Here is a 26780-nt window from a genome sequence, read left to right on the forward strand (position 1 = left end):
TGGGTGAGCGAGACTTGCGTTGATCGCGGTGCACCGATTTACTGGTGCATCGATGCATGAGACTAGGAACACCGATACTTGATGTCAACATCGTGGAAACAATGGGTTTTCTTTGAGAGCGGGGGGCGGTTGTGGCAGGAACAACGATTTACCAGGTGGCACAGGAAGCGGGAGTCTCACCCAGTACGGTCTCCAACCTGCTCAACGGCCGCACCGGCAAGATGCTCCCGGAGACCAGAGCACGGGTCGAGTCGGCGATACGGCGTCTGGGCTACCGTCCCAACCGGGCCGCCCAGCAACTGCGCACCGGGCGCATCCAGATGCACGGGCTCATCGTGCCGTCGGTGGCCAACCCGTTCTGGGGCACGTTCGCACGCCACCTCGAAGCCGCTGCCCTGGCGGAAGGGTTCTACATGCTGCTGTGCAACAGCGAGCGTGACCGCGACCGTGAACGCCACTACGTCGAGGAGCTCTGGGGCGACGGCATCGGTGGCGTGGTCCTGTGCTCGTCGCTCCCGTCACTCGACCACGTGAAGCAGACCATCGAGGCGGGACTCCGGCTCGTGGCCTTCGACCGCACCGCCCAACCCGGAGACCCGCACAACGTGGTGAACATCGGGACGGACAACGTGCTCGGAATGCGCTTGGCCACGGAACACCTGCTGGCGCTCGGACACCGGAGGCTGGCCTTCGTGTCCGGATCGATCGGCAGCATCAACCGGGCCGAACGCTACAGCGGGTTCCGGCAGGCCATCGAGGCCGCCGGTCTGCCTCCGGAGGCCGGGATCGTCTGGTCGGGAGCGGACACCCTGGACTTCGACGACCGGGACACCGCGGAGCTGGGACGCTCAGCGGCGCGCGAACTCCTCGCGACCGCCAATCCCCCGACCGCGATCGTCGCCATCAACGACATGTGCGCCCTCGGCGTCATCGCGGGTGTGCGGGAAGCGGGGCTGACCGTGGGCCGCGACATCTCAGTGGTGGGCTACGACGACATCATGCTCGCGGGCATGGCGATGCCCGGGCTCACGACCGTACGGCAGCCGGTGGAGGAGATGGCGTCCAACGCGTTCAGCAAGCTGAGGCAGGGCATGGAGAGTTCCGAGGACTCGACAGGTCACTCCGTACTCCACAGACCCAGACTCATCGTCCGTGATTCGACCGCGGCTGCGGCTGTCCCCCGGCCCGAGGGGTCCCATGTGCCCGGTCGGAGAAAGGCCTTGAAGGCGCACCCCTGAGCCAGGATACCGGGAAACCGGACGACGGTCCCGGAACCAGCCGCCCGGCGCTACGGATCACTGGCGACGACGGCCCACAAAGGACGTGGCCGCCCCTGCCGCGGCAGGGCCGATCCCCGAAACCCCGCGCGCACGACACCTCTGCCGCTACCGCCCGACTTCAGGAGGCGACCCAGTTGAGTACGGGGCGAGGAGCAGATCCCGCAGCCGACACCGACCACTCCATCGACGCCCCACCTTCCGGAGGGTCCCTCTTCTCCTCGCTGAAGGTCAGGAACTACCGGCTGTTCTTCCTCGGCCAAGTCGTCTCCAACAACGGCACCTGGATACAGCGCATCTCCCAGGACTGGCTCGTGCTCAGCCTCACCGGCTCCTCCACCGCCGTCGGCATCACCACCGCCCTGCAGTTCCTGCCCCTGCTCCTCTTCGGCCTGCACGGCGGCGTCCTCGTCGACCGACTGCGAAAGCGCCCTGTCCTGGCCGCCACCCAGATAGCCATGGCCCTCACCGCTCTCGCCCTGGCCACCCTCACTCTGGCCGGCCAGGTCAACGTCTGGCACGTGTACGCCGCCGCTTTCGCGGTCGGCCTCGCGACCGTCCTCGACAACCCCGCCCGCCAGTCATTCCTCTCCGAGCTGGTCGGCCCGGAACATCTGCGGAACGCCGTCGGCCTCAACTCGGCGAACTTCCAGTCCGCCCGCCTCATCGGCCCCGCCGTGGCGGGGCTGCTGATCACGGGCATCGGCACCGGATGGGCGTTCCTGTTCAACGGTCTCTCCTTCGCCGCACCCCTGATCTGCATGCTGCTGATGCGCACAGCCGAACTGCGCGCCGTCGAGCGCGCCCCGCGCGGCAAGGGACAGTTGCGTGAGGGCCTGCGCTACGTCGCCGGCCGCCCGGAGTTGATGTGGACCATCGTTCTGGTCGGGTTCGTCGGTACCTTCGCCCTCAACTTCCCCGTACACCTCACCGCGTTCACCGACGTCTTCCACATCGGTGCGGGTACCTTCAGCCTCCTCAACACCCTGGTGGCGGCCGGCTCCCTGGTCGGCGCACTGCTCGCCGCCAGAATGGGAACGGCGGGGCTGAGACTGCCCTTCCTGGCCGCGCTGGCTTTCGGCGTCGTGGAGATCGCGGCCGCCCTGGCGCCGTCCCTGTGGAGCTTCGCCCTGCTCATGGTGCCCATGGGGTTGTTCGCCATGGTCGTCAACGTCAGCACGAACACCACCGTCCAGACGTCCACCGACCCCACCATGCGGGGCCGTGTCACAGCCCTCTACATGATGGTCCTCCTCGGGGGTGCGCCCGTCGGGGCTCCGGTCGTGGGCTGGATCTCCGACATCTACGGGCCTCGCGTCGGACTAGCGACGGCCGGTGCCGTGGCCGCCTGCACCGCCATGGCGACAGGGCTCATTCTTGCCCGGGTCGGCGGCCATCGCGTCGCGATCAAGTGGATCAGCTATCGCCCACGGCTGCGAATCGTGCCCCGGAAATCAAAGGCAGGCAAAGACAGCCCCACCTGACCCGGCAGCCACCCACGGGGCTCGGGGACCCGGTCGTGCCCGCGGGCAGGCTCGCCGGGGAGCCCGCCACTCGGCCGGACACGCGCGACTCGTCGGCGTGGGCCGCGGCCGTTCGTGGATCCGCCCGTGGCCCTTTGTACCCAACGGTGTTGCGGCGGCCGTAGGGCTTCGCGCCCCCGACGGAGAGGGCCAGCGCGGATCTCGCGCGACACGCACACCGCGGACCGCTGGACGGGGCAAAGCCGCCTTCTCCCCGAATCCGGGCAGTGCCCGCACAGCGAAACCCTTCCGACATGGTCACTCTTCGCCGTCGCGGCGCGCTGCCTCACCCGTGAAGTCCCCCTGGCGCACCCGGCCGCCCCACCTTTCCGGCACGGGCCCGGCCGGGTCGACACCGCTCCGCGCTCCGGCCTCCCATTCCTCTTCGAGGATGCCGAACATCAGGGAGTCCCGCCAGCCGTCCCGGATCCATGCCGTGTGTCGGTGGTGCCCCTCGTACGTCATTCCGAGCTTTGCCAGCACTCGAGAGGATCCGAGATTCCGCGGGTCGCAGGTGGCGTAGATCCGGTGAAGCCCCAACTGGTCGAAGCCGAGCGACAGGAGCGAGCGCCCGACCTCCGTGCCGAGACCCCGCCCCCATACTCGCGGATGCACGAGGTAGGAGATCTCCCCCTGTCGGTAGGTGTGACTGCGAACGCGCAACTCCCCCATACCGACAACGGCGCCCTCGAAGCGCACCACGTGGGCGAAGCGCTGCCGAGGTTCGTGCGACCAGGCCTCGACCGCGGCCTTCACGAAGTCGCGCGTCTGGTCCTCGGTGTTGGGCCCCCAAGGCTGGAACCGACACGCCTCCGCGAGACGGGCCCACGAGTGGACGTCCCGCCAGTCGTCGAGAGCGATCCTGTCCAGGGTCACCGAGCACTCACTCATCGGTAGATCGTGTCAGACGTAGCGGACAGGGAGGCGGATTCCAGAAGCACGTGCTCATCGCCCTCGGGCAGATCGCAGAAGACGCCGGAGTGGGTTCGTCGGGCCTCCGTCGCCGCCGCGTGCGCATGCGGTGCTAAGCCTGCTGTTGGGTGAGGGTGGACAGGGCCGCGTCCAGCCGGTGGGTGGCATCCTCGGCGACGGGCTCGAGAGCGTCCCGGCCGGTCAGGGTGACCATCGTGGCGGGGTCGAGGGCCTGGACGGCGATGCGCTCGCCGTCGGTGCGGACGACGACGTTGCAGGGCAGCAGCAGGCCGATGGAGCGGTCCGCCTCGATCGCTTGACGGGCGAGCGGCGGGTTGCAGGCGCCGAGGATCAGATAGTTCTCCATGTCGTGGCCGAGCTTCTCCTTCAGCGTGGCCCGCACGTCGATCTCGGTCAGGATCCCGAAGCCCTGCTCGGCCAGAGCCTCGCGCACGGCCCTCACGGTCTCCTCGAAGTCGCCGTCCACGTGCACAGTGCGGCTGTAGGTCATCGGCATCGCCTCATCGTCGTCTGCTGGTCCCGCTTTGGGCGGAGGCCGCCGGGCACCCGCACGGGTGCGGCGATCCACTCACAAAATATACCCCCGGGGGTACGAGTGTTACGGTGGGACCAATACCCCCTGGGGTAATTTTCATGCGAAAGGAATATCCGCGTGTTCTTCGTTGACACCATAGAGCTGGAAGGGCTCGGCAACCGCAGCTACCTGGCCGGAGGGGAGCACACGGCGGTGGTTGTGGACCCGCCGCGTGACATCGACCAGGTCCTGGCGGCAGCCGCCCGGCGCGGTGTGCGGATCGCGTACGTGGCGGAGACCCACATCCACAACGACTACGTGACCGGCGGCCCGGAACTCGCCCGGATCACCGGCGCCCAGTACCTCGTGCCGGCCGGTGCGAACGTCTCCTTCGCGCGGGTGGCTGTCGCCGACGGCGACACCGTGGACATCGACCCCGGCAGCGGGGTGAGCCTGGCCGCGATCGCGACGCCGGGCCACACCCCGCACCACACCTCCTACGCGCTGCGCGAGGGGGGGCGTCCGGTGGTCGTCTTCACCGGCGGATCGCTGCTGATCGGCACGGTGGGCCGGCCGGACCTGGTCGAACCGCGGCTGACCGAACAGCTCGCCCGCGCCCAGCACGCCTCCGCCCACCGTCTGGCCTCCGGCCTTCCGGACGAGACGGCGGTGCTGCCCACGCACGGCTTCGGCAGCTTCTGCTCCTCGGCCCAGTCCGAGGGGGAGGAGACCACCATCGGCAAGGAGAAGAGCGCCAATACGGCGCTCACCGTCGATGTGGACACATTCGTCGCAGACCTGCTGGCCGGGCTGGAGGACGTGCCCGCCTACTACGCGCACATGGGCCCGGCCAACGCCGCAGGTCCGGCCCCGGTCGATCTGACCCCGCCCGCGCTCGCGGACCCCGCCGAGATCGCCACGCGGCTTGCGGCCGGGGAGTGGGTGGTCGACCTGCGCAACCGCGTCGCGTTCGCCGAGGGGCACGTGGCCGGTTCGTTCAACTTCGAGGCCGATGGCAAGATCGCCACCTATCTCGCCTGGATGATCCCCTGGGGCAAGCCGGTCACGCTGCTCGCCGAATCGGCCGAGCAGCTCGCCGACACCCAGCGCGAGCTGGTGCGGGTGGGCATCGACCGGCCGGCCGCCGCCGCCACCGGCGGTCCCGCCGCCTGGCTGCCCGCCGGGGAGAAGCCCGCCTCCTTCCCGCGCTCCACGTTCGCCGCACTCGCCGACCGCGGCCTCGACCACGTGGTGGTCCTGGACGTGCGCCGCGACTCCGAGCGGGCGGACGGCTGGATCGAGGGATCGGTGCACATCCCCATCCACGAGCTCCACGGCCGCCTTGCCGAGGTACCGCGGGGGGCGGTGTGGGTGCACTGCGCGGGCGGTATGCGCGCCGCGATCGCCGCATCCCTGCTCGACGCGGCAGGCCGGGATGTCGTCGCCGTCGACGACGGCTTCGACGCCGCCGCCGGCGCCGGCCTGCCCCTGACCACCGGCTGACCCACACCCCAGCACAGCACGAGAAAGGGGAGAACGTCATGTCCCTCTTCCGCCGCGACCAGCCCCGCGTCAGCGCGGAACGGGCCCGCAGCCGCACCGGTGGCAAGGCCCCGGACGCGATCCCGCTCGATGTCCGCGAGAAGCCGGAGTGGAACGCCGGCCACGCTCCCGGCGCGGTGCACGCCCCGCTGTCGAACCTCAGCGCCGGCGCCGACCTGCCGGCCGGAGTATCGGGCACGCCACTGGTGGTGATCTGCCGCAGCGGGCACCGCTCCCAGCAGGCGGCCGAACTCCTCGACCAGCGCGGAGAGCGGCCGGTGGACGTCGAGGGCGGCATGGACGCGTGGGCCGCCTCGGGATACCCGGTCAGCGACGAACGCGGGAACAGCGGCCGGATAGCGTGACCGCCCTCGTTCTCGCCCTCATCGCCGGAGCCGTCATCGGCCTCGCCCTAGGAACTCTGGGCGGCGGCGGCAGCGTCCTGACCGTACCCGCCCTGATCTACCTGCTCGACTTCACCCCGCCCGCGGCCACCACCGCCAGTCTGATCATCGTGGCCGCCACCTCCGTCACCGCCCTGTACGCCCACGCACGCGACGGCCACGTCGCCTGGAAGACCGGATCACTCTTCGCCGCTGCGGGCATCGTCCCTGCCTACCTCGCCGGAGCAGCCTCTGGTCACGTACCCGAAGTGATCCTGACAGTGGCGTTCTCCCTGATCGCCGCGCTGGCGGCCATGCGCATGCTCCGCCCCTCCACCTCCGAACCGGCGGACCGGACAAGGCCCGGCAAGGCGACCGGGGCAGGCGCCGGACTAGGCGCGGTGACCGGTTTCCTCGGCGTCGGAGGCGGATTCCTTGCCGTCCCGGCTCTGGTGAGCGTGCTCGGGCTGACGATGAGGCGGGCGGTGGGCACCAGCCTGCTCGTCATCACCGTCAACTCATTCGCCGCCCTGATCGCCCGTACCGGAACCGGCGGCGGACTCCAGTGGGAAGTCATCACACCGTTCACGGGGGCCGCGATCCTCGGCGCCTGGGACGGAAAACGCCTCGCCACCAAGATCTCCGGCCATACTCTTCAGAGAGCCTTCGCCGGCGTGCTCCTGGCGGTGGCCGTGTTCATGCTCATCGACGTGATCGCATGAACAAGCCAGCCACCGCCGCCCTCAGGCCAGAGACAGGAACAACTTCTCCAGCCGGGCCCGCATCTGGTCTCGGTCGCCGGCCGCCTGCCCGCCCTCGGCCATGCAGTGCTGCAGCCCGGTCGCAATGATCGCGAACCCGGCCCGGTCCAGCGCGCGGGAGACCGCCGCGAGCTGCGTGATCACGTCCTCGCAGTCCCGGCCGTCCTCGATCATCTTGATGATCCCCGCGATCTGCCCCTGAGCCCGCCGCAGCCGGTTCAGTACCGACTTGAGCTCGCCGGCCGCCATCTCAAGCTCCATCATCCACCTCCATACGATACCCCTAGGGGTATCATACCGGGTGCGGACACCCGCCCCGGGAACACCACGGAAGGACCACCCGCACATGAACACCCCCACCGCCCTCATCCCCGCCCAGGCCGCCGCACGCCTCGACGACTACACGGTCATCGACGTGCGCACCCCCGGGGAGTACGCCTCCGGCCATCTCCCCGGCGCCCACAACATCCCCCTCGCCCACCTCCACACCGCCCTGCCCGCCCTCAAGGCCGCAGCCACCCGCGGCAACCTCCTCATGGTCTGCGCCTCCGGCAACCGCTCCACCACCGCCTGCACCCAACTCGCCGCAGCCGACATCCCCGCCACCACCCTCACCGGCGGCACCACCGCCTGGACCACCGAGGGGCACACTGTCCACCGCCCCGCAAGCGCACAGGCCCCCTGGCCCATGGAACGCCAGGTCCGCCTCGCCGCCGGATCCCTCGTCGTCCTCGGCCTCGCCGCAGGCACCCGCTGGCACCCCGCCCGCTGGCTGTCCGCCGCCATCGGCACCGGCCTCGTCTTCTCCGCCGCCACCGACACCTGCGGCATGGCCGCTGCCCTGGCCAAGCTCCCGCACAACCAGCCCCGCACCACCGACCTCGACGCCACCCTGCGAACCCTGGGGAACTGAAACACTCGCCGACCTGACGACCGCATCGCTCGGCGGCGCAAGGACCATCACGGCCTCCGGCTCTGCCGAGGGGTGGCATTACGGCTCGACCACTCGTGCGCTGGCGGCCGGCTCCGTCACAGGGGGAAGACGATGAGGGCGGTGTCGTCGCTTGCGCCGACGGGCGGGGCCAGGAGGGGCGTCTGGACGATCATGCGAGGCCAGACGGCTTCGGTAAGGCCCTTGAGCCCGTCGCAGACCAGCATGAGCACGTCATCCAGGCCGTGGTTCTTCAGCTCGGTGAACACATGCAGCCAGTACTTCGCGCCCTCGCCGCCGTCGCCGGCCCAGATGCCGAGGATGTCGCGGTGCCGTCCACGGTCACCGCCATCACCACGTAGATAGGACGGTTCGCGACCTGCCCGTCCTTGATCTTGACGCTGATGGCGTCCACGAACAGCACGGGATAGACACGGTCGAGGGGACGGATCTGCCACTCGGTCATGTCCTCCATCACTGTGTCGGTGATTCTGGAGATGGTCTGTTTGGACACCTCGGCGCCGTAGACCTCGGCCAGGTGAGCGGCGATCTCGCCAAGCGTGAGCCCCTTCGCGGACAGCGACAGCACCATCTCGTCGACCCCGGTCAGCCGCCGCTGCCGCTTCTTGACAAGCTGCGGCTCGAACGTCCCCGAGGTGTCACGCGGCACCTTGACCTCGACCGGCCCGACGTCGGTCAGCACGGTCTTGGCCTGGCCTCCGTTGCGGGAGTTGCCGCTGCCCCGGCCGCCGACAGCATGCTTCTCATAGCCGAGGTGATCGGTGATCTCACCTTCCAGCGCAGATTCCCGCTTGGTCAGCTGCAGCCCCTCCGACCGGGCCCGCTCCACCAGCTTCGCGACCAGTTGCTCCTCGGACACAGGCGCAGGCTGCCCGGACTGGACACTCTCGACAGGCTGCACGGTCTCCAACTCCACGGCGTTGTATGTCACTTGACGTCTCTCCCATGATCGTCGGATCCGCCGTGGCCTGAGTTCCTCCGGCGTGGGTTCGCGCGCATCCGGCATCTTCGGGAGCTCACTCAAGGGGTCCATCGACCTCACGTACGCCCTGTCCTTTGCCGCTCGTACCTCGATCTCTCCAAGGACCACGCCCAGGGCCTCTTCGAGCGTCCGGGTCTTCCGATCTCGCCAGCGGCCGGGCCGGTCGGTCAGGCCATGAGTAAGCTCCACGACGAGGCGAGAGGAGCGGTCAGGATCCAAGGACTGCGGGAACTCCTGCCTGACACTGACGGTGTAAGGGAGGCCGTCGACAGCAATGTCCACTCCGCCCTCGCGCGGGTGGAAGAACGAGTGGGCCTTCCGCACCTCGCACCCTCGCCGGACCGCCTCAGCCGACAGTCCCTGCAGCAGAAGAAGCGACCTTCGGCGGAGCACAGAAGGCATGACGAGTCGGCGCTCGTCGTCTTTGAGCGCGGTCACGATCGGATGGAGGTTCCCCAGTCGTGAGGGAACGGGAACCGGACCCCCGTTCTCCTTCGGCCGTTGACTCCGCGCATGGGGATGCGGGCCATCCGCAAGGAACAGCTCCAGCCCCGGCCCACCGTACGGAACCTTCTCAATATGCTTGCCCACTGGTTCCAGGCCGTGCCGTTTCGCGTAGTTGACGACGCGCCGCCACTCCGCGACCTCGTCGTCATCAGGGTCGGTGATCCGAACGCGGCCCTCAGCGACGAGCCGCTCGATCAGTTCTTGAGCCTTCGCCCGTCGGGCCCGCGCGACGGGCCTCTCGCTGTAGGACGTCCGAGGGCTGGCGGGCACTGCCGGCTCACTGGCACCAGCGACCGCAGAGTCGTCGTCGAAAGGGCACTGATGGGTCGTCGTGACCGCCAATCCGCCCCAGCACCAATCCAGCACGGGACAGGTTCCCGCAGTTGCTCAGGGGTGTCGACAGGTCAGCACGAAACCAGCACAGGGACGCGGCAAGGTCTCACCCGCCGTGCGGGACCTTGCTCTTGACCTGCAGGTTTGCGTTCTGCGCGCCCGAGTGCTGATCGACACGTCATCTTTCCATTGAGGAAACGCATACCGACTCTCTCACCTGCGGTTCTACGGAAAGGGCGGGTGGGGAGTCAGCTCGGAGCGGTGACGGTCCCGGCTGCGGCTCCTACGTCATCATCGCCGATGGCACGGACTTCTGGCGAACCGGCGGAGTGCTTTCCGTACCTTCGGCCCGCGGAGGCCGGGGGTGTTCGTAGCATCGGCCGAAGACGCCGGCGGCATCTCGGGCGCCGCCCGTGGCGCTACTCGCTGTCCGGGTCCTTGCGCTCCAGCGCCGGGCGGGGGCCGGGCTCGAAGTCGTGCAGCAGGAAGTCGGCCGCGGCGGTGTCGGTGACCAGGCTCGTGACGAGCCCGGATCTCAGAACGGCTCCGATGGCCGCGCCCTTGCGCTGGCCGCCCGCGATCGCGACGACCTCGGGGATACGGCGCAGCCGGTCGGCCTCGACGGTGATGCACCGCTCGCCCAGGTCCCGTCCGACCCGCCGGCCCTCCGCGTCGAAGAGATGCGCCGACATCTCGGCCTCGACCCCGAGGGACGCGTAGTGCGAACGCTCCTCGTCGGTGAGCATGTCGTGGACCGTGGAGATCCCCGCCTCCCAGGAGCCGATGGAGACGGCGGCGACGGTGACCTTGTCGAAGTAGTCGAAGGCCCGGGCGATACCGGTCTGGCTGCGCAGCGCGGCGGCGGTCGCCGGGTCGGGCAGCAGCATCGGGGCGTAGATCGGGTGCGCCTCGCCGCCGGAGACCTGGGCGGCGCGCCGTACGGCCTCGACGGAGCCGCGCTCGGCGGTGCCCGCGTCGTACACACCGGTCAGCTGGACGACGGTGCAGGGCGGCAGGCGGTCGAGCGCGGCGGCCATGTGGATGGTGGAGCGGCCCCAGGCCAGGCCGAGGACGTCGCCCTCGACCACCAGTTCGCCGAGGAGGTCGGCGGCGACCTCGCCGAGGTTCTCGGGGTCGGGCGACTCGTCGGCGCCTTCGGCGGGCGACTCCACGACGACCGCGTGCCGCAGGCCGTAGCGGGCGCGCAGGGCGTCGGAGCGCTCGGCGTCCAGCTCGGCCGGGACGCGGATCTCGATCCTCACGAGGTCACGTTCGAGGGCGGTCTCCAGGACCCGGGCCACTTTGAAGCGGCTGACGCCGAACTCCTCGGCGATCTGGATCTTGGACTTGCCCTCCAGATAAAAGCGGCGGGCCATGGCCGCCGCCTGCACCAGTTCCGCGGGTCCCATGCGCAGGGCCGGCCGACCCGCCGACATACCAGACACCGCGATCTCCTCACTGCTGTTCACACTCTGGACGCGCTCTCATCCTGTCAGATTCGGCGGTCCTTGATCAGCCCGGATGGGCGCCGTTCATGAAGCCGTGGCCCGGTGGCCGCGTGGAATCGCGCCTCAGTGGGCGCAGGACCAGCCGGCGGAGGCGGTCGCCTCGTCGGCCTGGTGGCGCAGCATCCGTACGGCAGCAGCCGGGTCGTCCGTGCCGTACACCGCCGAACCGGCGACGAAGACGTCCGCCCCCGCCTCGGCACACCGTTCGATGGTGGCGGCCGAGACACCGCCGTCGACCTGGAGCCACAGTTCGAGCCCGTGCTTGGAGATCAGCTCACGGGTACGGCGGATCTTGGGCAGCATGATGTCCAGGAACGCCTGACCGCCGAAGCCCGGCTCCACCGTCATGATCAGCAGCATGTCCAGCTCTGGCAGCAGGTCCTCGTACGGCTCGACGGGCGTCGCGGGCTTCAGCGCCATCGAGGCGCGCGCGCCCTTGGCGCGGATCTCGCGTGCCAGCCGTACGGGGGCCGCCGCGGCCTCCGCGTGGAAGGTGACCGAACCGGCTCCGGCCTCGACGTACTGCGGAGCCCAGCGATCGGGTTCCTCGATCATCAGATGGCAGTCCAGCGGCGTCTCCGTCGCGCGGGCGAGCGCTTCGACGACCGGCACACCGAGAGTCAGATTGGGCACGAAGTGGTTGTCCATGACATCGACGTGGAGCCAGTCGGCGCCTTCGGCCGCTTTCGCCTCCTCGGCCAGACGTGCGAAATCGGCGGACAGGATGCTGGGGTTGATCTGAGCCATGTCCCAAGCCTGCCATGCTCCGGGCGACTTCCCCGCCTCGTTGCGCGGCAAGGGGCCCGGGGGGGCAGGCACAGTCCGCGCAATCCTCGCGATTCGACGAGTGCGGTGGGGTGTCCGGGGGCGAGGGAGCGGGGGCGGGGCGCAGGAGCACGGGTCCGCGGGGGTGGGGAGGGAGCGGAGACGTGGCGCAGGTGCGCAGCGGCGGTCGCGGGTCGTTCAGGGTCGGGCTGGAGGGGCCGGTCGGGCCGGTCGGGCCGGTCGGGTCGGTCGGGTCGGTCGGGTCGGTCGGGCTTACAGCGGCGCCTGTCGCTCGGACCGGAGACGTCTGCGTTCGGGCGTGTAGTGCCACCAAGGGCGGGCCGGCTTTCCTTCGGCCTGGTCCACGGCGGACATGACGGTGTCGAGGAGGCAGGGGTCGAGCCGCTGCCCGGCGGCGGCCGACATCCGCTCGTACAGTTCGACCGGGTCCTCCCCCACCAGCTGAGCGATCCTGGTGACACCGACGCCCTCGAAGTAACGGGCCACGGAACGGCCGACGTTGACCAGCTCGGTGAGGTCCGGCTCATCGTGTGTGGAGGCCATCAGGACCACTCCTTCTCTCTCGTCCGGTCCGTCCGGGCCGCCGGCTCGGCCCGCTCCGTACAGGCCGCCGTACGCGTACCCGTACCGGCCACGTAACCACGCGGGCCCGGCCGGGTCTTGAACGAATCGGACACGCCCGCGGAGTCAGCGCTCGTCGCGTCCGGCGGTCAGTGCGCGGATGCCGAGGATCATGACGTCCATGCCGGTGTCGAAGTGTGACTGCGGGGGCTTCCCGGCCGGGGCGGGAGACGGGGGTTCGAGCCCTGCCAGGGCGAACCCGTTGGCGAAGTCGACGAACATGCCGGCGCACGCGTCGATCTTGTCCGCCGGTACGCCCGCCGAGGTCAGCGCGGCGTGGAGTGGGCCGTTGATCGTCTCCGACGCCTGTGTGACCGCCACCGGGTCGGTGACGATCTGGAGTACGAGCCGGGGGTGGCGCCGGGTCAGGTCCCGGTAGGCGTCCACCCAGGCACGCACCTGCCCGGCCCAGTCGTCGGGTACGGACTCCGGCAACCGCATACGTGAGAAGACGAGTCCGACGAGCCCCGAGACGACCGCGGCCTTGTTGGGCAGATGGTGGTAGATCGACATGGGATCCACACCCAGTTCACGGGCCAGCCGGCGCATGCTCAGGGCATCGAGACCCGCCGCGTCGACGAGGGCGAGGGCGGTCGTCAGGATCCGGTCGGCGGTGAGTCCTGCCCGGTCGGCGGCGGGGCGCCCGCGCTTCCTGACCTTGTCCGGTTCCGTTGCCACCTCGGCATGCTACCGGGCCGAAGCGAATTCATACGCCGTAGATTTCCAGGTGGTCGCGGGGCGTTCGGCGACCGCCGGTTCAGTGCGTCCTGCGCCGCCGGCCGTGCTCGGCGTCCCAGGACTCGATGACGAGGTGGTCGGCGGGGGTACCGAGATAGGTGAGCGCGACTTCACGGATGTCGATCCGGAAGAAGCCCGCGCCCACGTGCGGGTTCCCCGGCGGGGCCGGCGTCTCCACGAGGACTCCGGAGAGTTTGGCGTCTCCGTGCCAGGCCTCCCCCTCCGGGGCGTCGATCGTGGGGCTGTGGACCGCGACGCGCGGATCGCGTCGGGCGTCGCGGAGTTTGACCGATCCGCCCATCATCCCCAGAGTGACGTCGCCGTCCTTGAACTCCAGCTCAATCGCGCTGATTCGGGGTGAGCCGTCCCGGCGGAGCGTCGCGATCGTCTTGTTGACGCCCGCCGCGAAACACGCCGAGACCTTGTCGGCGAACTCCGGGTGCCCGCTCCGGATCTCGTGCCACGTCGCCATGGTGCGAACCTCCCGTTCGGTGGGCGTCTCCCCCACACCCGCACTCTACAGCGTAGGAATATTTTCCTACACCGTAGATTCCAGGGAAGCTCGATGCCCCGCCCGGGAGCGGCTGCCTCCTGTGTGGTCAGCTCCGACGCGTCGAGGTGACGATCACTCGACCGACCCGGGGGTTCGCCGCCGGCCGGCTCTGAAGCGCGCCTTCTTCTGACGATTCCCGCACGTGTTCATGTCGCACCATTTGCGGGTGCGGCTCTGGCTGGTGTCGAAGAAGGCGGCCAGGCAGGTTGGTGACGCGCACAACGCGAGCTTTCCGTCTCGTTCGCCCGCGATGACGCCGATCGCGTCGGCGGCGATCACGCCGAGGGCGTCTTCCAGGCCCGAAGCCGAGCCGAGCAGCCATCGCCGCTCGCCCCCGGGCGTCAGGACCGCCGCGGCCCGCCCCTGTGCGCTGCGGTCATTGATGACCTGGACAGCGGACTCCGGCAGAGCGTCCCGGATCGCGGCCGCTGTCGCGGCGGCGTGAATCGACTCCCTCAGCTCCCGGGCGAGGTCGAGCTGGGCGGTGGTGCAGGAGTCCACGGCGAGGCCGTTCACCGCGAGCCAGTCGACGAGTCGGTGCGGCACGGGGATGCGCTCCACGGCGTTGCCATGACGCTCCGACAGGGTCCCCGTGAAGCTGGTCGCCAGCACACTGCCGAGGCGGAAGTCAGGGAACGCGGCACACATAAAACCACCTTAGCCGGTTGCGGCGTGACCCGGAGAGCTGTTAGAACCGCCTTAGCCGGTTCCACTGTGGCCAGGAGGTCCCATGCCCCGTCCGACCAGCGACGTGCAAGCATTCGAAACCCACGCGACCGACGCCGACCTCGACGATCTGCGCGCGCGGCTGGCGGCGGCGCGGCTGCCGGAGGCCGAGACCGTCCGCGGCGCGGCGCCCGGCCCTCGCCGATGGGAACAGGGCGTCCCTCTCGCCGACCTCGTCGATGTCGTGAACTACTGGCGCACCGAGTACGACTGGCGGTCGTTCGAAGCGCGCCTCAACCGGATCGGCCAGTTCCGCACGACCATCGATGATCTGGGAATCCACTTCCTGCACCGACGGTCCGCGCGCGCGGACGCCACTCCTGTGATCCTGACGCACGGCTGGCCGGGCAGCATCGCCGAGTTCACCGATGTGGTGGACGAACTGGCGGATCCGAAAGACGCCGACGCGCCCGCGTTCCACGTCGTGGCGCCGTCGCTGCCGGGCTTCGGACACAGCGACAAGCCGGCCACCACCGGGTGGGGAACCGAGAAGATCGCGGCCGCCTGGGTGGAACTGATGGGAAGGCTCGGCTACGACAAGTTCGCGGCCCACGGCGGCGACTGGGGAGGTGTGATCACCACCGTCCTCGGCGGCAGGTTCCCCGCGCACGTTCTCGGCATCCACTCGACCCTCGCCCAGGCACCTCCCGGCCTGACGACGGACGGGCTGACGGCGGGCGAGCGCGAGTGGACCGATCAGACCCGCGATTTCTGGCGCCACCGTGCCGCGTACGCGAAGCAGCAGGCGACCCGGCCGCAGACCATCGGCTACTCGCTCGTCGACTCACCGGTCGGGCTTCTCGCCTGGATCCTCGACAAGTTCGCCGAGTGGTCGGACACCGAGGACAGCCCGTTCGAGCTGATTTCCAGGGACCGTGTTCTTGACGACGTCACCCTGTACTGGCTGACGCGGACCGGCGCGTCGGCGGCCCGTATCTACTACGAGAGCCACCACTCCCTGAACCCCGAACTCCGGGTGGACGTGCCGTCGGCGATCAGCATGTATCCCCGCGACATCGAGAAGTGTCCGCGCCCCTGGGCACAGGAGCGGTACCGGCGGATCGTCCGCTGGAGGGAGCCCGAGGTCGGGGGACACTTCCCGTCGCTGGAGGTCCCCGGGTACTTCGTCCGGGATCTGCGGGAGGGCCTCGCGGCGGTGCTGGCCGCGAATCGCTGAACGCGGCCGGGTGGCCGGCCGGTACCGGGACCGGGACAGCGTCCCGGTCACCGGCCGCCCGGCCCGGCCCCCGCCGGTTCTCCCTCAGCGCTTCCTCAGCGCTTCCTCAGCACAGACAGCCCGTCCCGCCGGGGCGCGGGTCCTGCCACCCGTACCGGCGCTCGGTCCGCGCGGACACCAGGGACCGCTCCTTCAAATTGGCCGCGGGAGACCGCGTACCCGTGGCTCTGAAGGGCTCCAGCAGCGAGGACACCGTACGGACCGTGCCGCCCGTCACCACCGTCCGTACGGCCGCCGCCGCGTCGATGTCCCGCAGCGGATCGCCCTCCACGAAGACCAGATCGGCGAGCATGCCCGCTTCGAGCATGCCGAGGTCGCTGTCCATGCCCATGCGCCGCACGGGGTTGGCGGTGGCGGTGCGCAGCGCCTCGTACGGGGTGAAGCCGCCCCGCACCATCGCGCGCAGGTTCTGGTGCAGCGACAGGGCGGGATCGTCCAGCGGGGCGTCCGAGCCCGCGATGACGCTGCCGCCGCCGCGCTGTACGCGCAGCAGCATGTCGACGCCGCCCGCCAGCAGCGCGCGGTTCAGCCCGGCGTCCGGGCCGCCGGCCGCGTCCGCCTTGGCCACCAGGACCGTGTAGTCCCACGGCGGGTAGAGCAGGCGGGTCCGTTCGTCGGTGACCAGGGAACGGTCGTCGGCGAGCAGCACGGAGGAGTTCATCAGGGTGGAGGTGACGGGCATCGAGGCGGCCGTCAGGACGGCGATGGCGTCCTCGTAGGCCCTGCCCAGCCGGGTCTGGGTCTGCGAGTAGCCGACGCGGTTGCCGCCGCCCGTGTGCTCCATGGCGTCCATGCCGTACGCCGCGTGCGGGTAGGCGTAGTGCGAGGTGACGAGCAGCCCCCGCTCGTGCGCCTGGCGGGTGACCGCGCGCTCCAGTGGGGCCTGCAGCCGGATGTAGGTCTTGACGAGGTCGTAACTGAGCCGTTCGGCGCGCTCCATCTCCAGCCGCAGCTGGTCGGTGCCGACCACGGGACGGGCGAAGTTCCAGAACACCCGCGCCCCGTCCAGGGCGTCGCCCGTACCGAAGAAGCGCGGCCCCACCTGGGCGCCCGACTCGATGGCCTCCCTCGTCTCCACCATCTGGTAGGCCGGATCGCCGGGTGACAGCACGGTGGTGATGCCGTACGACAGGAGCAGGCGTCCCGTGCGGTCGCCCCACTGCCGGCCGCGCAGGTGCCAGTGCAGATGGGCGTCGACCAGGCCGGGCATCGCGGTCAGGCCCGACAGGTCCACGACGGTGTCGCCCCGGCCCTGTCCCGCGGGGCGGACCGCGGCGATCCGGTCGCCCTTGACGACGATGTCGGCGGCGCCGCGCAGTTGCTCGGCGCGCCCGTCCCACACGGCACCGGCGCGGAGTACCACGGTGCGGGCCGTCGCCGGTCTGCGGTAGGTGAGGGGGACGGGCACGGTGCGCGGGGTGCCGCCGGTGAGCGGGACGGTGCGCAGCGTGCCGTTGCTCAGATAGAAGAGACGGCCGTTCGTGTCCACGGAGAGGGAGTCGGTGACCTCCGTGGTGATCTGCTCGGGTGCGCCGGTGATCTGTCCGGTGGGATCGACGGGCACCCGCCACGCCGTACTCTCCATGACGAAGACGAAGTGCTTGCCGTCCGGGGTCCACACGGGTCCGTCGTCGCCCCGGGTGGCGATCGACCGGTGGGCGGCCACGGGCTGGGAGCGGGTGGCGCCGGTGGCCAGGTCGACGGTGAGGACTTCGCTCAGCCCGGCCCGGTTGCGCCTGGAGTAGGGCTGGTTGGCGGCGACCGCGAGGTGGGCGCCGTCCGGGGACCAGGTGGGGCGGCCCGGCTGGAAGATTACGGGCAGCACCTGGCGTACGGCGCCGGAGGCGAGTTCCAGCACCCAGGTCGCGCCGTTCTCGTCCTGGTAGGCGATCTTCGTGCCGTCCGGGGACCAGCGGGGGGTGAGCTGCGCGCCCGGCAGCGAGGTCAGCCGTACCGGCTCACCGCCGGTGAGGTCCCGGCGCCACAGTGCGGCCGTTCCCGAGCGGTCGCTCGCGTGGACGAGGGCCGTGCCGTCGGGGGACCAGTCGGGGTCGGAGTTGAAGAATCCGTCGTCGGCCAGTCTGACGGGGGCCTCGCCGGTCTTCATCACCCACAGCGCGTTCAGGGCCCGGAAGGCGACGCGCTGCCCGTCGCGGGAGACGACCGGGCTCGCGATTCCCCTGGCCTGCCGGGCCGCCCGGGAGGTGAAGTCCCTGACCCGCGGCGTCCAGGGCTTGCGGGTGAAGGTGACCGTCGCGGTGAAGTCCACCGTCCGGGGGGTGCCGCCGGGGCGCAGCCGCCGGACGCGCCCGCCTGCCGTGTAGAGCAGGTCGCCGTCCGGGGTCCAGGATGTGCGCAGGGCGTGCACGTCCTCGCCGGCGGCGGCCACCTGGCCGTCGATCATGACATCGGCGCGGGTCCCCGTGAACTGTACGTAGCTCACCCGGCGCCCGTCCGGGCTGGGCGCCGGGCCGAAGATCTTCGCTCCGGCGCTCGCGGTGATCAGCCGGGTCCTGGTCCCGGTCGCCACGTCCACGGAGTCGATGGCCGCGTCGTTCACCGTGCAGACGATCGTCCTGCCGTCCGCCGACCAGGCGGGGGTGCCGTCCTCGTCGGGGCCGGTGGTGAGCTGCGTACGGACGCCGGTGGCCGGGTCGAGCAGCCACAGGTCGTTGCTGCCCGACCGGTCGGAGGTGAAGACGATCCGGCTGCCGTCGGGCGCGTACTGCGGCTCGCGGTTGTCGTAGTCGTCGTCGGTCAGCCGGGTGAGGCCGGTGCCGTCGCGCTTCACCGACCACAGCTGGTAGGCGCCGTCGCGGAAGGACTGGAACACGACACGGCTGCCGTCCGGTGCCCAGTGCGGCTGGGTGGCGTCCTGGAGTTCGCCGGTGAGCCGGACGGCGGCGCCGCCCGCACCGGGGACCACCCAGACGGCGCTCAGCACGTCGATGGCGAGGCCGGTGCCGTCGGGAGAGAGGGCGGCGGCCATGTTGGTGCCCTCGGAGACGGTGACGGTGGCGGTACGAGGCGCACCGCCGGGCCGCTCGGCGGGCCGCCCCTGCTCCGTGCCGGCCGCGGCGGCCCGGCCCGCGCTCGTACCCGCGGCGGTCAGCGCGCCGGCGGTCACCGCGCCGCTCACGGCCAGGACATGCCGTCTGCTCGGGCCGGGAGCGGGGGCGGGGTTCGTGACGTCCATCAGGTTCTCGTGTTTCTTCAGGAGGGACATGCTGTCAGGAGGGACATACCGCGTGCAGGAAGCGGGCCAGCCGGGCAACGCCTTCCTTGATCGCGTCGGGGTCCAAGTAACTACAGGCCAGGCGGAGTTGGTAGTCCCCGCCGCTGCCCAGATAGAAGTGGGACATCGGAGTCCACAACACGCCGAACTCGCGGGCGGACCGTTCGAGCAGCCGCTCGTCCGCCGGTACGGGAAGCCGGACCCGTACGAAGAAGCCGCCGCGCGGCCGGTTCCAGGAGACCCCGGCGGGCGCGCCGGTGCCCGGTCCGAGCGCGTGGTCCAGCGCGTCCAGCAACAGACGCAGATTGCGCTGGTACAGCGCGGCCTTGGCGCTGACGACCGAGGCCAGCGAGCCCCGGTGCTCCAGCAGGATGCCGCCGACGACGGCCTGGGCGATGGGCGAGGTGTTGACCGTCACCATGCTCTTGAGGGTGGCGAGTTCGTCGGCGAGCAGGCCGGTGCGGCCCGACGCGTCCCGTACCCGCTGGTCGGCGACGACGTAACCGACCCGGGCTCCCGGCATGCACACCTTGGCGAACGTGCCGAGATGCACGACCCGTTCACCACCGGGCAGCGCCTTCAGCGGCGGGAGCGCGCCCGGCTGGTGCGCGGTGAACGCGTACGCGTTGTCCTCCAGCAGGAGGAAGTCCTCGCGGGCGGCGACGTCGAGCAGCCGGTGGCGGTCTGCCAGGGAGAGGAAACCGCCGGACGGGTTGGAGAAGTCCGGCGCGACGTACAGGGCCCGGATACGGCGGCCCGCCTCGCGCGCCGCCCGGCACACGTCGTCCAGCTGGGCGAAGTCGATCCCGTCGTCGGTGTCGTCGACCGGGACGAGGTCCACGCCGAGCAGGCCGGCCGCCCCGGACAGACCGACGAAGCACGGGTTGACGACAGCCACGAGGTCCGTGGGCTCGGCGGCGAGCGCGCGCAGCGCCAGCAGCATCGCCTCCTGGCAGCCGACCGTGATCACCACGGACTCGGGCGGCACGTCGATGCCCTGGTCGGTGCGGAGCGCGCCCGCCACCAGATCGCCGATGAGACCCCGGCTCGGCCCGTACTGGTAGAGGAGCCGTTCGGCCTGGTCGGGCTTGAGTCCCCGGTCCTCGGTGAGATGGCGGAGATAGCGGTCGATGTGCCGGGGGACGTCGATCTGGTCGAAGAAGCTGATGTGCGGGGCGCCCGGTGCGAAGGAGAGCGCGTCGGGGAAGCGGCCCATCACCTCGTTGAGGAAGTTGATCGATCCCATGGCGGGAGAGCCCAGGGAGCTGTGCAGGCGCTCGCGCCGCAGGACGACACCTGCCCCGGCGGTCACCGGCCGGTCTCCGCGCCGGCGTGCGTGTCCGTCCTCGTGCCGGCTGCCGCGCCGGGCTCTGTGCCGGACTCGGTGCCGGACTCGGTGCCGGACTTCGGCGGATCGGTGGCCGAGGGCCCCGTCCCCGACCGCGCCGAGAAACGGCCCACCTTGTCCAGCACGTCCTCGCCGTAGAGCCGTTCGGCCTGGACCAGCGAGAACTCCGCCATGTACGCGCGGAACACGTCGACCGGCTCCTCCGAGACACGCAGCATGCGCCGGTTGGCGAGTACGGCGGGCGCCGCCAGCTGGGTCACCGCGTCCTCCACCGCCCGGTCCATCGCCTTCGGGTCGACCACCTCGTCGATCAGCAGCCGGGCGTCCGGCTCACCCGCCCAGATCTTGCGTCCGCCGAGCACCGCCTGGCGGGCCACCCGGCCGCCGGTCAGCCGCGCCAGCCGGAAGTTCGCCGCGCCGGGCACGATGCCCTCCTGCGCGGCGGGGAGGCTGAGATAGGAGTCGGCGGCGGCGATCACCTTGTCCATCACCAGCAGCAGCTGGGTGCCGCCGCCGATGGCGAACGTCTCCACCGCCGCCACCCACGGCTTCTCCACGCCGTGCGCCGGGAAGGTGTCCGGGCGCCCGAGCGTGGACAGACCCCGGTACATCTTGCTGATGTAGCCGAGTTCGCGCTGGAGCAGGAAGCCGGTGAACGAGATCCGGCCGTGGTGCAGATCGGCCAGATTGACGCCCGCGCTGAAGACCCGCCGCCCCCGGTAGCGCGGGTGGGTCATCGGCCCGCCTCGCAGCACCCCCACCCTGATCCCGTCGTCCAGCAGCACGAGGTCGACGGCCACTTCGAGCTGGGCGATCAGGTCGTTGTCCTCGGCGTTGAGACAGGAGTCGTTGTGGAAGGTCACATGGCCGCCGTCGCCCTGCCGCTCCACCGTCACCTTGCCCAGCTCGGCCCGTCCGGTGGCCCGGAAGTCCGGCAGCAGCGCGTGTGCCCGGGGCGTCGGGTCCCGCATCACGTCGACCAGATGCGCGCCCGCGCCGGGCAGCCGCAGGATCTCCCGGAAGAAGATGCCCTGGTCGATCTCCCGGCCTTCCTTGTCCGCCTGCGCGTGGCGCAGCTCCTCGGCCAGCTGGGCGCCGTCCGGGACGAGCCCGGGGAAGCTCTCGGCCGCCGCGCCCGCCAGCTCGGTCAGCCCGAGCCGTGCGGTACGTCCTTCGGTCAGCCGGTCGTAGACCGCCGCCGCGTGCGCCCGCAGGAAGGCGGCCCGCAGCTCGCGGCAGGCGCGGTGGATCGCCGCGGCCCCCAGCTGCTGCTCCTCGGAGCGGTCGGAGCGCGGCGGCAGCGCGGCCAGCGGTGCCTCGCGGTCACGGATCTCGGCGGCCAGCGCGAGGCCGGCGGCCGACAGCTCACCGCCGTCGGCCGGGGCGGCCGCGGGGGCGGAGACGGATCTGGGGGAGCCTGACGTCGACACGCGGTTCCTTCGAAGGAGGAGGGACAGGAGGGGCGTGCGGGGTCCCCGTCCGGGCGGGCGGGGAGCCGCTTCGTACCGGTGGTCAGCGCGCCTGCGCCAACGAGCCGTCGGCCGGGGCCTGTTCGGCCGCCGACTGTCCGGCCGTGGTACGGCGGCGCAGGCTTCGGTCGCACGCGGCCAGATGGGCGCCCAGGGCCTCCTCGTAACTGAGGGTGGCGTCGAACAGCAGCCTGCGCCGAATCGACCACTCGCGGCCCGGCACGGCCGACAGCTCGCCCGCCACCAGCACCGCGCGGCGCAGGGCCGCCTCGCCGCCGTCCGCCGTCTCGTCCACCAGGTCCAGATCAGCGGCCTGCTCACCGTCCAGCCAGGGGCGGCGCAGCAGCAGGCGGCGCGCCCGCGCCGTGCCGATCTGCTGCGCCAGCCGGTGCAGCGCCGTGCTCGGCCAGGCGCCGTCCTCGGCGCCCGGGAGCCGCAGGCGCGCGTCGCCGGCCGCGATCCGGTAGTCGGCGGTGAGCAGCGCCTCCAGCGCGGGGCCGGTGCAGGTGCCCTCAACGAGCGCGAGGGTCGGGCGCCCCGAGGTCTCCAGCCGGCGCAGTGCCCGCTCCCAGGTGTTGACCAGATGGATGCCCGTACCGACGGGGGACGCGCCCTCCGCGGCGCCGGCGCCGCCCAGCAGGAGCAGGACGACACCGCGGTCGGCGCCCTCCGCCTTCTCGGCGGCGGTGCGCACGCGGTCGACCAGCGCCGGGGTCAGTTCCTCGTCGCCGACCGTCAGGACGGCGGCTGCCTCGTCGTGGAGACGGACGGTCAGGGCGTTGGGGGTATCGGTATCCGTGCCGGACACGGTCACACTTCCTTCGTCGTCCGCCGGTGAGGGCGGTGAGGGTGGTGGGGGCAGTGGGGATGATTCGGTGGGTGCCGTGGGTGCGGTCGGTGTCATGGCGCGGGTGCCGTCACCACTGGAGGAGCGCCGTCTCGATGGTGGAGCCGGGGCCCATGGTCATGAGCACGCCGTAGTCACCGCGCCGCACCCGGCCCTCCTCCATCAGGCGCTCGTAGGAGAACAGGAACGAGCCGCTCGACAGGTTTCCGTAGTCGCGCAGCACCCCGGTGGTGTGGCGCAGTGCGTACGTACTGAGGCCGAGGTTGACCTTCACCGAGTCGATGACCTTCTTGCCGCCCGAGTGGACCAGCCAGTGGTCGATGTCCGCGCGTTCCAGACCGGTGCCGCCGAGCAGCCGGTCGACCACCTCCTCGGCGTTCGCCCCGACGACATACGGCACGTCACGGTCGAGGAAGAAGCTGAACTTGCCCTGGTCGTCGTCCCAGTCGTAGCGCATCGCGTCCACCGCTTCGGGGATGATGCGGCTGGCGGCCTTCAGTACGGTGCCCACGGGCGCCGCCTCGTCGGCCTCCGCCGTCTTTGTCGCGTGCGCGCCGTGCGCCGCGCGTGCCGTTCCCGCCGGGTCGGTGACCATCACGACGGCCGCCGCGCCGTCGCCGAAGAGGCTGTTCACCACCGAGGTGCGCATGGTGCCGTCGAAGACATAGGCGGCGGAGCAGACCTCCGCGCAGACCATGACGGCCGCCTGCCCGGGGTTGGCCGCCGACCAGGACGCGACGGCGGCCATGGCGTTGAGGCCGGCGTTGCAGCCCATGCCCACGACGTCGAGCCGGCCGGTGGAGACCGGCAGCCCCGCTTCCTTGACGAGATGGGCGGAGAAACCGGGTGTGAGCAGCCCCGTGGTGGTCACACAGCACAGGTATCCGACATCGGAGAGCGCGAGGCCGGCCCGCTTCAGGGCCGTCTCCAGCGCCTCCCTGCCCGTCCTGACGCCCTGCTCCTTGTGCTTGGCGAGCAGTTCGCCCTGGGTCTCGGTCTTGCGTGTGCCGTCGGCCAGTTCGGGCGGCAGGGTCAGATAGCGGCGCTCGATGGCGCTGTTGAGGAAGACGGACCTGATCCGGGGGTCCTCGATGCCGAACAGCTCCAGCATCTCGCGCTGTGTGTAGGAGTTGGCGGGGGTGGCCGTACCGAAGCCGACAACCGATGGCCGGGGCCCCGCGTTCGCCGTGCTGAGCCGCTGTCCGGGCGCCCGGGTCGCGGGCTCGGTGGGGACGGCGGCGGAGGCCGGGGCCGTGGGTTCTGTGGCGGTCATGCCGGCACCTCCAGCTCGTTGGTGGCCAGCTCGATCTGCTCGGTGGTGTGCGCCGCCGAGACGGCCATCCGGATCAGACCGCTGCCCTTGGCCACGGTCGGGAAGAACGCGGGGGTGACGATGACACCCGCCTTGCGCAGCCGCGCCGCGGTCACCAGCGCGTCCTCCTCGCTCTTGAAGAGCGCCCCGCGGATCGGCGACCGGGTGCCCGCGTTGAACAGCGCGCCTCCCGTGCGGGAGTCGAAGAGTTCGGTGTTGCGCCACAGATCCCGCTGGAGCCGCGCGACCGTACCGTCGAGATGCAGCTCCGCCGACGCCCGGCAGGCGCTGATGACGGGCAGCGCGATGGGGCCGCCGAAGATCAGCGGGTTGCCGAATCTTCGCAGCTCGACCGTGTCCTCCTCGGTGTTCAGCAGGACGAAGCCGCCGTTGCTGCCGCCGAACGCCTTGGCGAGCGAGCCGACGAGGATCACCGAGGCGGGCAGCCCGCCCGGCAGATGGCGGAACTCCTCGTACGCGAAACCCGCCCCCTGTTCACCGGTGATCGACACACCGTGCGCGTCGTCCACGTACAGATAGCCCTCGGCCGCCGCGCACAGGTCGTACAGCGCGGCCACGTCGATGAGCCCGCCCATGGACCCCACGCCGTCCACGAGGACGATCGGCGTGCGCCCGGCGTCGCGCACCGCCGCCAGCCGGACGGCGAGGTCGTCCAGGTCCTCACAGTCGAACCGGTCCACGTCGCCGATCTGTTCGAGCACGCCGCGCAGGACCTGGATGGACGCGTGCGCGGTGCGCTCGATCAGGAAGGTGACCCCGCTCGCCGACACCGGGTAGCTGGGCAGCACACCCGTTCCCAGCAGCGGCAGCACCCCCAGGTGGACGCTGCCGACGGCCGTGAAGCACGTGGCGTGCCGGCCGCCGTAGATGACGCCGAGCATCCGCTCCAGCGATTCGAGGTCCTCGTACCGCATCCGGGTGCGTGACGAGGAGAACTGGACGCCGACCCGGCGCAGGCTGGCGACGGCCGCCTCCACCAGGGCCGGGTGGGTGTCGAGGCCCAGATAGGAGCAGGAGATGAACTCGACGGCGCTGCGGCCGTCGGCGAGCGTCACCTCCTTCCCCTCCCGCCCGGTGAAGACATGGCTGGTCAGGTCGGTGGCGATGGCCCGGGTCAGCGCGTCCGACGTCTTGTCTACGCGCGTGGCTACCCAGTTGTGTCGTTCGATCGTACGAGGCATCGGAGTGTCTCCAGGGATGCGTACGGATGCGTGAGAAGGAGCGGTCGGAGCGGTGGTCTCGGCGGCGCGGAAATCTCGCGGGAGCCGCGTGACGGACGTGCGGCGGAAGGGAGTTCAGCCGGCGGTGCGGTTGACGAAGAAGGGTGTCTTGCCCCGTGCCGTGTGGTGGAACTCGGAGCTGTCGACCCGCTCCAGCGTCAGCCCGCGGTACAGCGGCGCGGTGAAGACCCTCCCCATGTGGTAGGCGCCGTGCAGCGCGGCGACGGCGTCCTCGGTCGTGACCGAGGGCGGCGTACGTTCCGAGACCAGCAGCCGGATCGAGAAGCCCGGATCGTGCTGGGTCACCTGGAACTGGCAGTCGGCCGGGTCGCTGATGCCCAGCGTGGCCAGCTGCTCCATCACCAGATCACGGGAGATGGTGGTGCTGTCGACATTCATGGACATGCCCACCCGGCCCGTGAGGGTCAGCTGCCGCGCGGCGCTGCCGCACAGACAGGGGCGGGTCTCGATGAATCCCTCGTCGCCGATCCGGTAGCGCAGCAGCGGCATACCGGAGTCGGTGAGCATCGTGACGACCACCTCGCCGATCCGGCCGTCGGGCTGTATCCGCTCGGCGTCCGTGTCGACCACCTCGACCACCAGCACGTCCTCGTGCAGATGGTGGGTCGAACCGCTCTGGTAGGTGCACTGGTAGCCGACCGGCCCGGTCTCGCTGGTGGAGTACGAGAACGACCGCACCCGCAGATCGGGCCGGGCGTCCGCGAGTTGACGCTCCCGGCTCTCACCGAGGATCTCCCCGATGTACAGCAGACTGTCCACACCGCGCAGGAGTTCACGTGTCGCGTCGCCGGTCAGCAGCCCCGTCCCCGCCGAGGGTGAGCAGACGACCGCGTCCACCTGGTTCTCGCGGAGCAGCTGAGCCGTCTCCGGGGAGGCGAGGGCGCTGCTGCCCATGGGGAAGGACATGGCCGGCAGCAGCTCCGTGACCTCCTGGGCGAAGGTGAACGCGCCGTTCAGCTCGCCCGGGTAGAGGAAGTTGGCGATACGGCGGGGATGCGGTCGCAGCGCGCTGCGCACCCCGCGCGCGCCGAGAGCCGACACCCGGCGGCTGAACTCCCACGAGTGGTAGATCATCTTGCGCCGTCCCGATGTACCGCTGGAGCGCAGGACGAGCCCGGAGCGGCCGTCGCCGAGCACCAGATTCTCCGAGGCGGGCGGACAGGACGCCTGGAGATCGGCCGGTGAGAACAGGGGGAGTTTGAGCAGATCGCGCGGCACCCGCACGTCGAGCGCGCCGGGCCAGCAGGCGGCCACCGCCGGATTCCTCTTCAGGGCCTCCACCGTGCGGGCGAGATTGCGCTGCTGCATTTCCTCGAGCTGCGCCCGCGTCAGAATGTCGAGATTCTCTGCCAGTTCAATCTTTGACGACTCACCGGCACGCGCCTCGCTGTGGTGCGAGGTCGGATACATTTCCCCCAGCACGATTTCCTC

At 70.7% G+C, this 26780-nt stretch carries 24 protein-coding genes and 1 pseudogene; 7 read left to right on the forward strand and 18 right to left on the reverse strand.

Annotation, left to right across the window (positions count from 1 at the left end; genetic code table 11):
- Positions 1 to 155 precede the first annotated feature (155 nt).
- The gene (locus SSPS47_RS04550) at positions 156 to 1238 is read left to right on the forward strand and encodes a LacI family DNA-binding transcriptional regulator (protein WP_239064776.1); all 1083 of its coding nucleotides are present in this window, start codon (positions 156 to 158) and stop codon (positions 1236 to 1238) included.
- A gap of 224 nt (positions 1239 to 1462) precedes the next feature.
- On the forward strand, positions 1463 to 2761 hold the full coding sequence (locus tag SSPS47_RS04555; RefSeq protein ID WP_239065217.1) for an MFS transporter: 1299 nt from the start codon (positions 1463 to 1465) through the stop codon (positions 2759 to 2761).
- Positions 2762 to 3058: 297 nt separating this feature from the next.
- On the opposite strand, the gene SSPS47_RS04560 is transcribed toward SSPS47_RS04555, so the two are convergent.
- Positions 3059 to 3691 (reverse strand): GNAT family protein, encoded by a 633-nt coding sequence (locus SSPS47_RS04560; protein WP_164248944.1) that lies wholly within the window; start codon positions 3689 to 3691, stop codon positions 3059 to 3061.
- A gap of 133 nt (positions 3692 to 3824) precedes the next feature.
- The gene (locus tag SSPS47_RS04565) at positions 3825 to 4223 is read right to left on the reverse strand and encodes a DUF302 domain-containing protein (protein ID WP_164254380.1); all 399 of its coding nucleotides are present in this window, start codon (positions 4221 to 4223) and stop codon (positions 3825 to 3827) included.
- Positions 4224 to 4385: 162 nt separating this feature from the next.
- On the opposite strand from SSPS47_RS04565, the gene SSPS47_RS04570 reads away from it, so the two are divergent.
- From SSPS47_RS04570 to SSPS47_RS04580, 3 genes are read left to right on the forward strand one after another with little or no spacing between them, the layout of a single operon-like run.
- The gene (locus tag SSPS47_RS04570; protein ID WP_164248946.1) at positions 4386 to 5750 is read left to right on the forward strand and encodes an MBL fold metallo-hydrolase; all 1365 of its coding nucleotides are present in this window, start codon (positions 4386 to 4388) and stop codon (positions 5748 to 5750) included.
- Positions 5751 to 5788: 38 nt separating this feature from the next.
- Positions 5789 to 6154: a rhodanese-like domain-containing protein gene (locus SSPS47_RS04575; protein ID WP_164248948.1), complete on the forward strand. Its 366-nt coding sequence runs from the start codon at positions 5789 to 5791 to the stop codon at positions 6152 to 6154.
- Positions 6151 to 6894: a sulfite exporter TauE/SafE family protein gene (locus tag SSPS47_RS04580; protein ID WP_164248950.1), complete on the forward strand. Its 744-nt coding sequence runs from the start codon at positions 6151 to 6153 to the stop codon at positions 6892 to 6894. Before SSPS47_RS04575 ends, SSPS47_RS04580 begins: the two co-directional genes overlap by 4 nt.
- 21 nt (positions 6895 to 6915) lie before the next feature.
- Here SSPS47_RS04580 and SSPS47_RS04585 read toward each other — a convergent pair whose 3' ends face one another.
- Positions 6916 to 7194 carry a metal-sensitive transcriptional regulator gene (locus SSPS47_RS04585; RefSeq protein WP_164254381.1) on the reverse strand — a complete coding sequence of 93 codons (279 nt, stop codon included), beginning with the start codon at positions 7192 to 7194 and terminating at the stop codon, positions 6916 to 6918.
- Between the two features lie 85 nt (positions 7195 to 7279).
- On the opposite strand from SSPS47_RS04585, the gene SSPS47_RS04590 reads away from it, so the two are divergent.
- A complete protein-coding gene (locus SSPS47_RS04590) occupies positions 7280 to 7846 on the forward strand; it encodes a rhodanese-like domain-containing protein (RefSeq protein WP_164248957.1) in 567 nt (188 codons plus the stop codon).
- A gap of 170 nt (positions 7847 to 8016) precedes the next feature.
- Here SSPS47_RS04590 and SSPS47_RS04595 read toward each other — a convergent pair.
- From SSPS47_RS04595 to SSPS47_RS04630, 8 genes and pseudogenes are all read right to left on the reverse strand, one after another.
- Positions 8017 to 8729, reverse strand: a pseudogene (locus tag SSPS47_RS04595) (IS256 family transposase); the annotation flags it as partial.
- A gap of 1397 nt (positions 8730 to 10126) precedes the next feature.
- On the reverse strand, positions 10127 to 11176 hold the full coding sequence (locus SSPS47_RS04605) for a sugar-binding domain-containing protein (protein ID WP_187280310.1): 1050 nt from the start codon (positions 11174 to 11176) through the stop codon (positions 10127 to 10129).
- A gap of 102 nt (positions 11177 to 11278) precedes the next feature.
- A complete protein-coding gene (gene rpe / locus SSPS47_RS04610) occupies positions 11279 to 11962 on the reverse strand; it encodes a ribulose-phosphate 3-epimerase (protein ID WP_078078347.1) in 684 nt (227 codons plus the stop codon).
- Between the two features lie 291 nt (positions 11963 to 12253).
- On the reverse strand, positions 12254 to 12544 hold the full coding sequence (locus SSPS47_RS04615) for a helix-hairpin-helix domain-containing protein (RefSeq protein WP_164248959.1): 291 nt from the start codon (positions 12542 to 12544) through the stop codon (positions 12254 to 12256).
- Positions 12544 to 12678: a hypothetical protein gene (locus tag SSPS47_RS35935; RefSeq protein ID WP_275405138.1), complete on the reverse strand. Its 135-nt coding sequence runs from the start codon at positions 12676 to 12678 to the stop codon at positions 12544 to 12546. The genes SSPS47_RS04615 and SSPS47_RS35935 overlap by 1 nt, the downstream gene beginning before the upstream one ends.
- 10 nt (positions 12679 to 12688) lie before the next feature.
- Entirely contained in the window at positions 12689 to 13300 is a 612-nt protein-coding gene (locus SSPS47_RS04620; protein ID WP_203557786.1) for a TetR/AcrR family transcriptional regulator, read from the reverse strand.
- A 79-nt stretch (positions 13301 to 13379) separates the two neighbouring features.
- Complete coding sequence (locus tag SSPS47_RS04625; RefSeq protein WP_203557787.1) at positions 13380 to 13868, reverse strand: pyridoxamine 5'-phosphate oxidase family protein; 489 nt, start codon at positions 13866 to 13868, stop codon at positions 13380 to 13382.
- A gap of 117 nt (positions 13869 to 13985) precedes the next feature.
- Positions 13986 to 14561: a CGNR zinc finger domain-containing protein gene (locus tag SSPS47_RS04630; protein ID WP_164248960.1), complete on the reverse strand. Its 576-nt coding sequence runs from the start codon at positions 14559 to 14561 to the stop codon at positions 13986 to 13988.
- An 82-nt stretch (positions 14562 to 14643) separates the two neighbouring features.
- On the opposite strand from SSPS47_RS04630, the gene SSPS47_RS04635 reads away from it, so the two are divergent.
- Positions 14644 to 15816 carry an epoxide hydrolase family protein gene (locus tag SSPS47_RS04635; protein WP_164248962.1) on the forward strand — a complete coding sequence of 391 codons (1173 nt, stop codon included), beginning with the start codon at positions 14644 to 14646 and terminating at the stop codon, positions 15814 to 15816.
- 106 nt (positions 15817 to 15922) lie between these two features.
- Here SSPS47_RS04635 and SSPS47_RS04640 read toward each other — a convergent pair whose 3' ends face one another.
- The 7 genes from SSPS47_RS04640 to SSPS47_RS04670 all read right to left on the reverse strand — a co-directional run bounded on the left by SSPS47_RS04640 (position 15923) and on the right by SSPS47_RS04670 (position 26771).
- A complete protein-coding gene (locus SSPS47_RS04640; protein WP_164248963.1) occupies positions 15923 to 19102 on the reverse strand; it encodes an amidohydrolase family protein in 3180 nt (1059 codons plus the stop codon).
- A gap of 4 nt (positions 19103 to 19106) precedes the next feature.
- Positions 19107 to 20423, reverse strand: coding sequence for a PLP-dependent aminotransferase family protein (locus SSPS47_RS04645; protein WP_239064777.1), 1317 nt, complete (start codon positions 20421 to 20423; stop codon positions 19107 to 19109).
- Positions 20420 to 21889, reverse strand: coding sequence for a (3,5-dihydroxyphenyl)acetyl-CoA 1,2-dioxygenase DpgC (gene dpgC / locus SSPS47_RS04650; protein ID WP_239064778.1), 1470 nt, complete (start codon positions 21887 to 21889; stop codon positions 20420 to 20422). The genes SSPS47_RS04645 and dpgC overlap by 4 nt, the downstream gene beginning before the upstream one ends.
- An 82-nt stretch (positions 21890 to 21971) precedes the next feature.
- A complete protein-coding gene (gene dpgB / locus SSPS47_RS04655) occupies positions 21972 to 22736 on the reverse strand; it encodes an enoyl-CoA-hydratase DpgB (RefSeq protein WP_164248965.1) in 765 nt (254 codons plus the stop codon).
- 109 nt (positions 22737 to 22845) lie between these two features.
- Complete coding sequence (dpgA, locus tag SSPS47_RS04660; protein WP_164248966.1) at positions 22846 to 24048, reverse strand: 3,5-dihydroxyphenylacetyl-CoA synthase DpgA; 1203 nt, start codon at positions 24046 to 24048, stop codon at positions 22846 to 22848.
- The gene (locus SSPS47_RS04665) at positions 24045 to 25289 is read right to left on the reverse strand and encodes an aminotransferase class I/II-fold pyridoxal phosphate-dependent enzyme (protein ID WP_164248967.1); all 1245 of its coding nucleotides are present in this window, start codon (positions 25287 to 25289) and stop codon (positions 24045 to 24047) included. Before SSPS47_RS04665 ends, dpgA begins: the two co-directional genes overlap by 4 nt.
- 114 nt (positions 25290 to 25403) lie before the next feature.
- Complete coding sequence (locus SSPS47_RS04670; protein ID WP_164248968.1) at positions 25404 to 26771, reverse strand: phenylacetate--CoA ligase family protein; 1368 nt, start codon at positions 26769 to 26771, stop codon at positions 25404 to 25406.
- Positions 26772 to 26780 lie beyond the last annotated feature (9 nt).

Source organism: Streptomyces sp. S4.7, from assembly GCF_010384365.1.
Taxonomy (GTDB): Bacteria; Actinomycetota; Actinomycetes; order Streptomycetales; family Streptomycetaceae; genus Streptomyces.

Coding starts and splice junctions, on each gene's coding strand:
- SSPS47_RS04630 (WP_164248960.1), bottom strand. CDS start 14,561: ATGTGTGCCGCGTTCCCTGACTTCCGCCTCGGCAGTGTGCTGGCGACC.
- SSPS47_RS04635 (WP_164248962.1), top strand. CDS start 14,644: ATGCCCCGTCCGACCAGCGACGTGCAAGCATTCGAAACCCACGCGACC.
- SSPS47_RS04585 (WP_164254381.1), bottom strand. CDS start 7,194: ATGGAGCTTGAGATGGCGGCCGGCGAGCTCAAGTCGGTACTGAACCGG.
- SSPS47_RS04640 (WP_164248963.1), bottom strand. CDS start 19,102: ATGTCCCTCCTGAAGAAACACGAGAACCTGATGGACGTCACGAACCCC.
- SSPS47_RS04565 (WP_164254380.1), bottom strand. CDS start 4,223: ATGACCTACAGCCGCACTGTGCACGTGGACGGCGACTTCGAGGAGACC.
- SSPS47_RS04665 (WP_164248967.1), bottom strand. CDS start 25,289: ATGCCTCGTACGATCGAACGACACAACTGGGTAGCCACGCGCGTAGAC.
- SSPS47_RS04575 (WP_164248948.1), top strand. CDS start 5,789: ATGTCCCTCTTCCGCCGCGACCAGCCCCGCGTCAGCGCGGAACGGGCC.
- dpgA (WP_164248966.1), bottom strand. CDS start 24,048: ATGACCGCCACAGAACCCACGGCCCCGGCCTCCGCCGCCGTCCCCACC.
- SSPS47_RS04615 (WP_164248959.1), bottom strand. CDS start 12,544: ATGGCCTCCACACACGATGAGCCGGACCTCACCGAGCTGGTCAACGTC.
- SSPS47_RS04560 (WP_164248944.1), bottom strand. CDS start 3,691: ATGAGTGAGTGCTCGGTGACCCTGGACAGGATCGCTCTCGACGACTGG.
- rpe (WP_078078347.1), bottom strand. CDS start 11,962: ATGGCTCAGATCAACCCCAGCATCCTGTCCGCCGATTTCGCACGTCTG.
- SSPS47_RS04590 (WP_164248957.1), top strand. CDS start 7,280: ATGAACACCCCCACCGCCCTCATCCCCGCCCAGGCCGCCGCACGCCTC.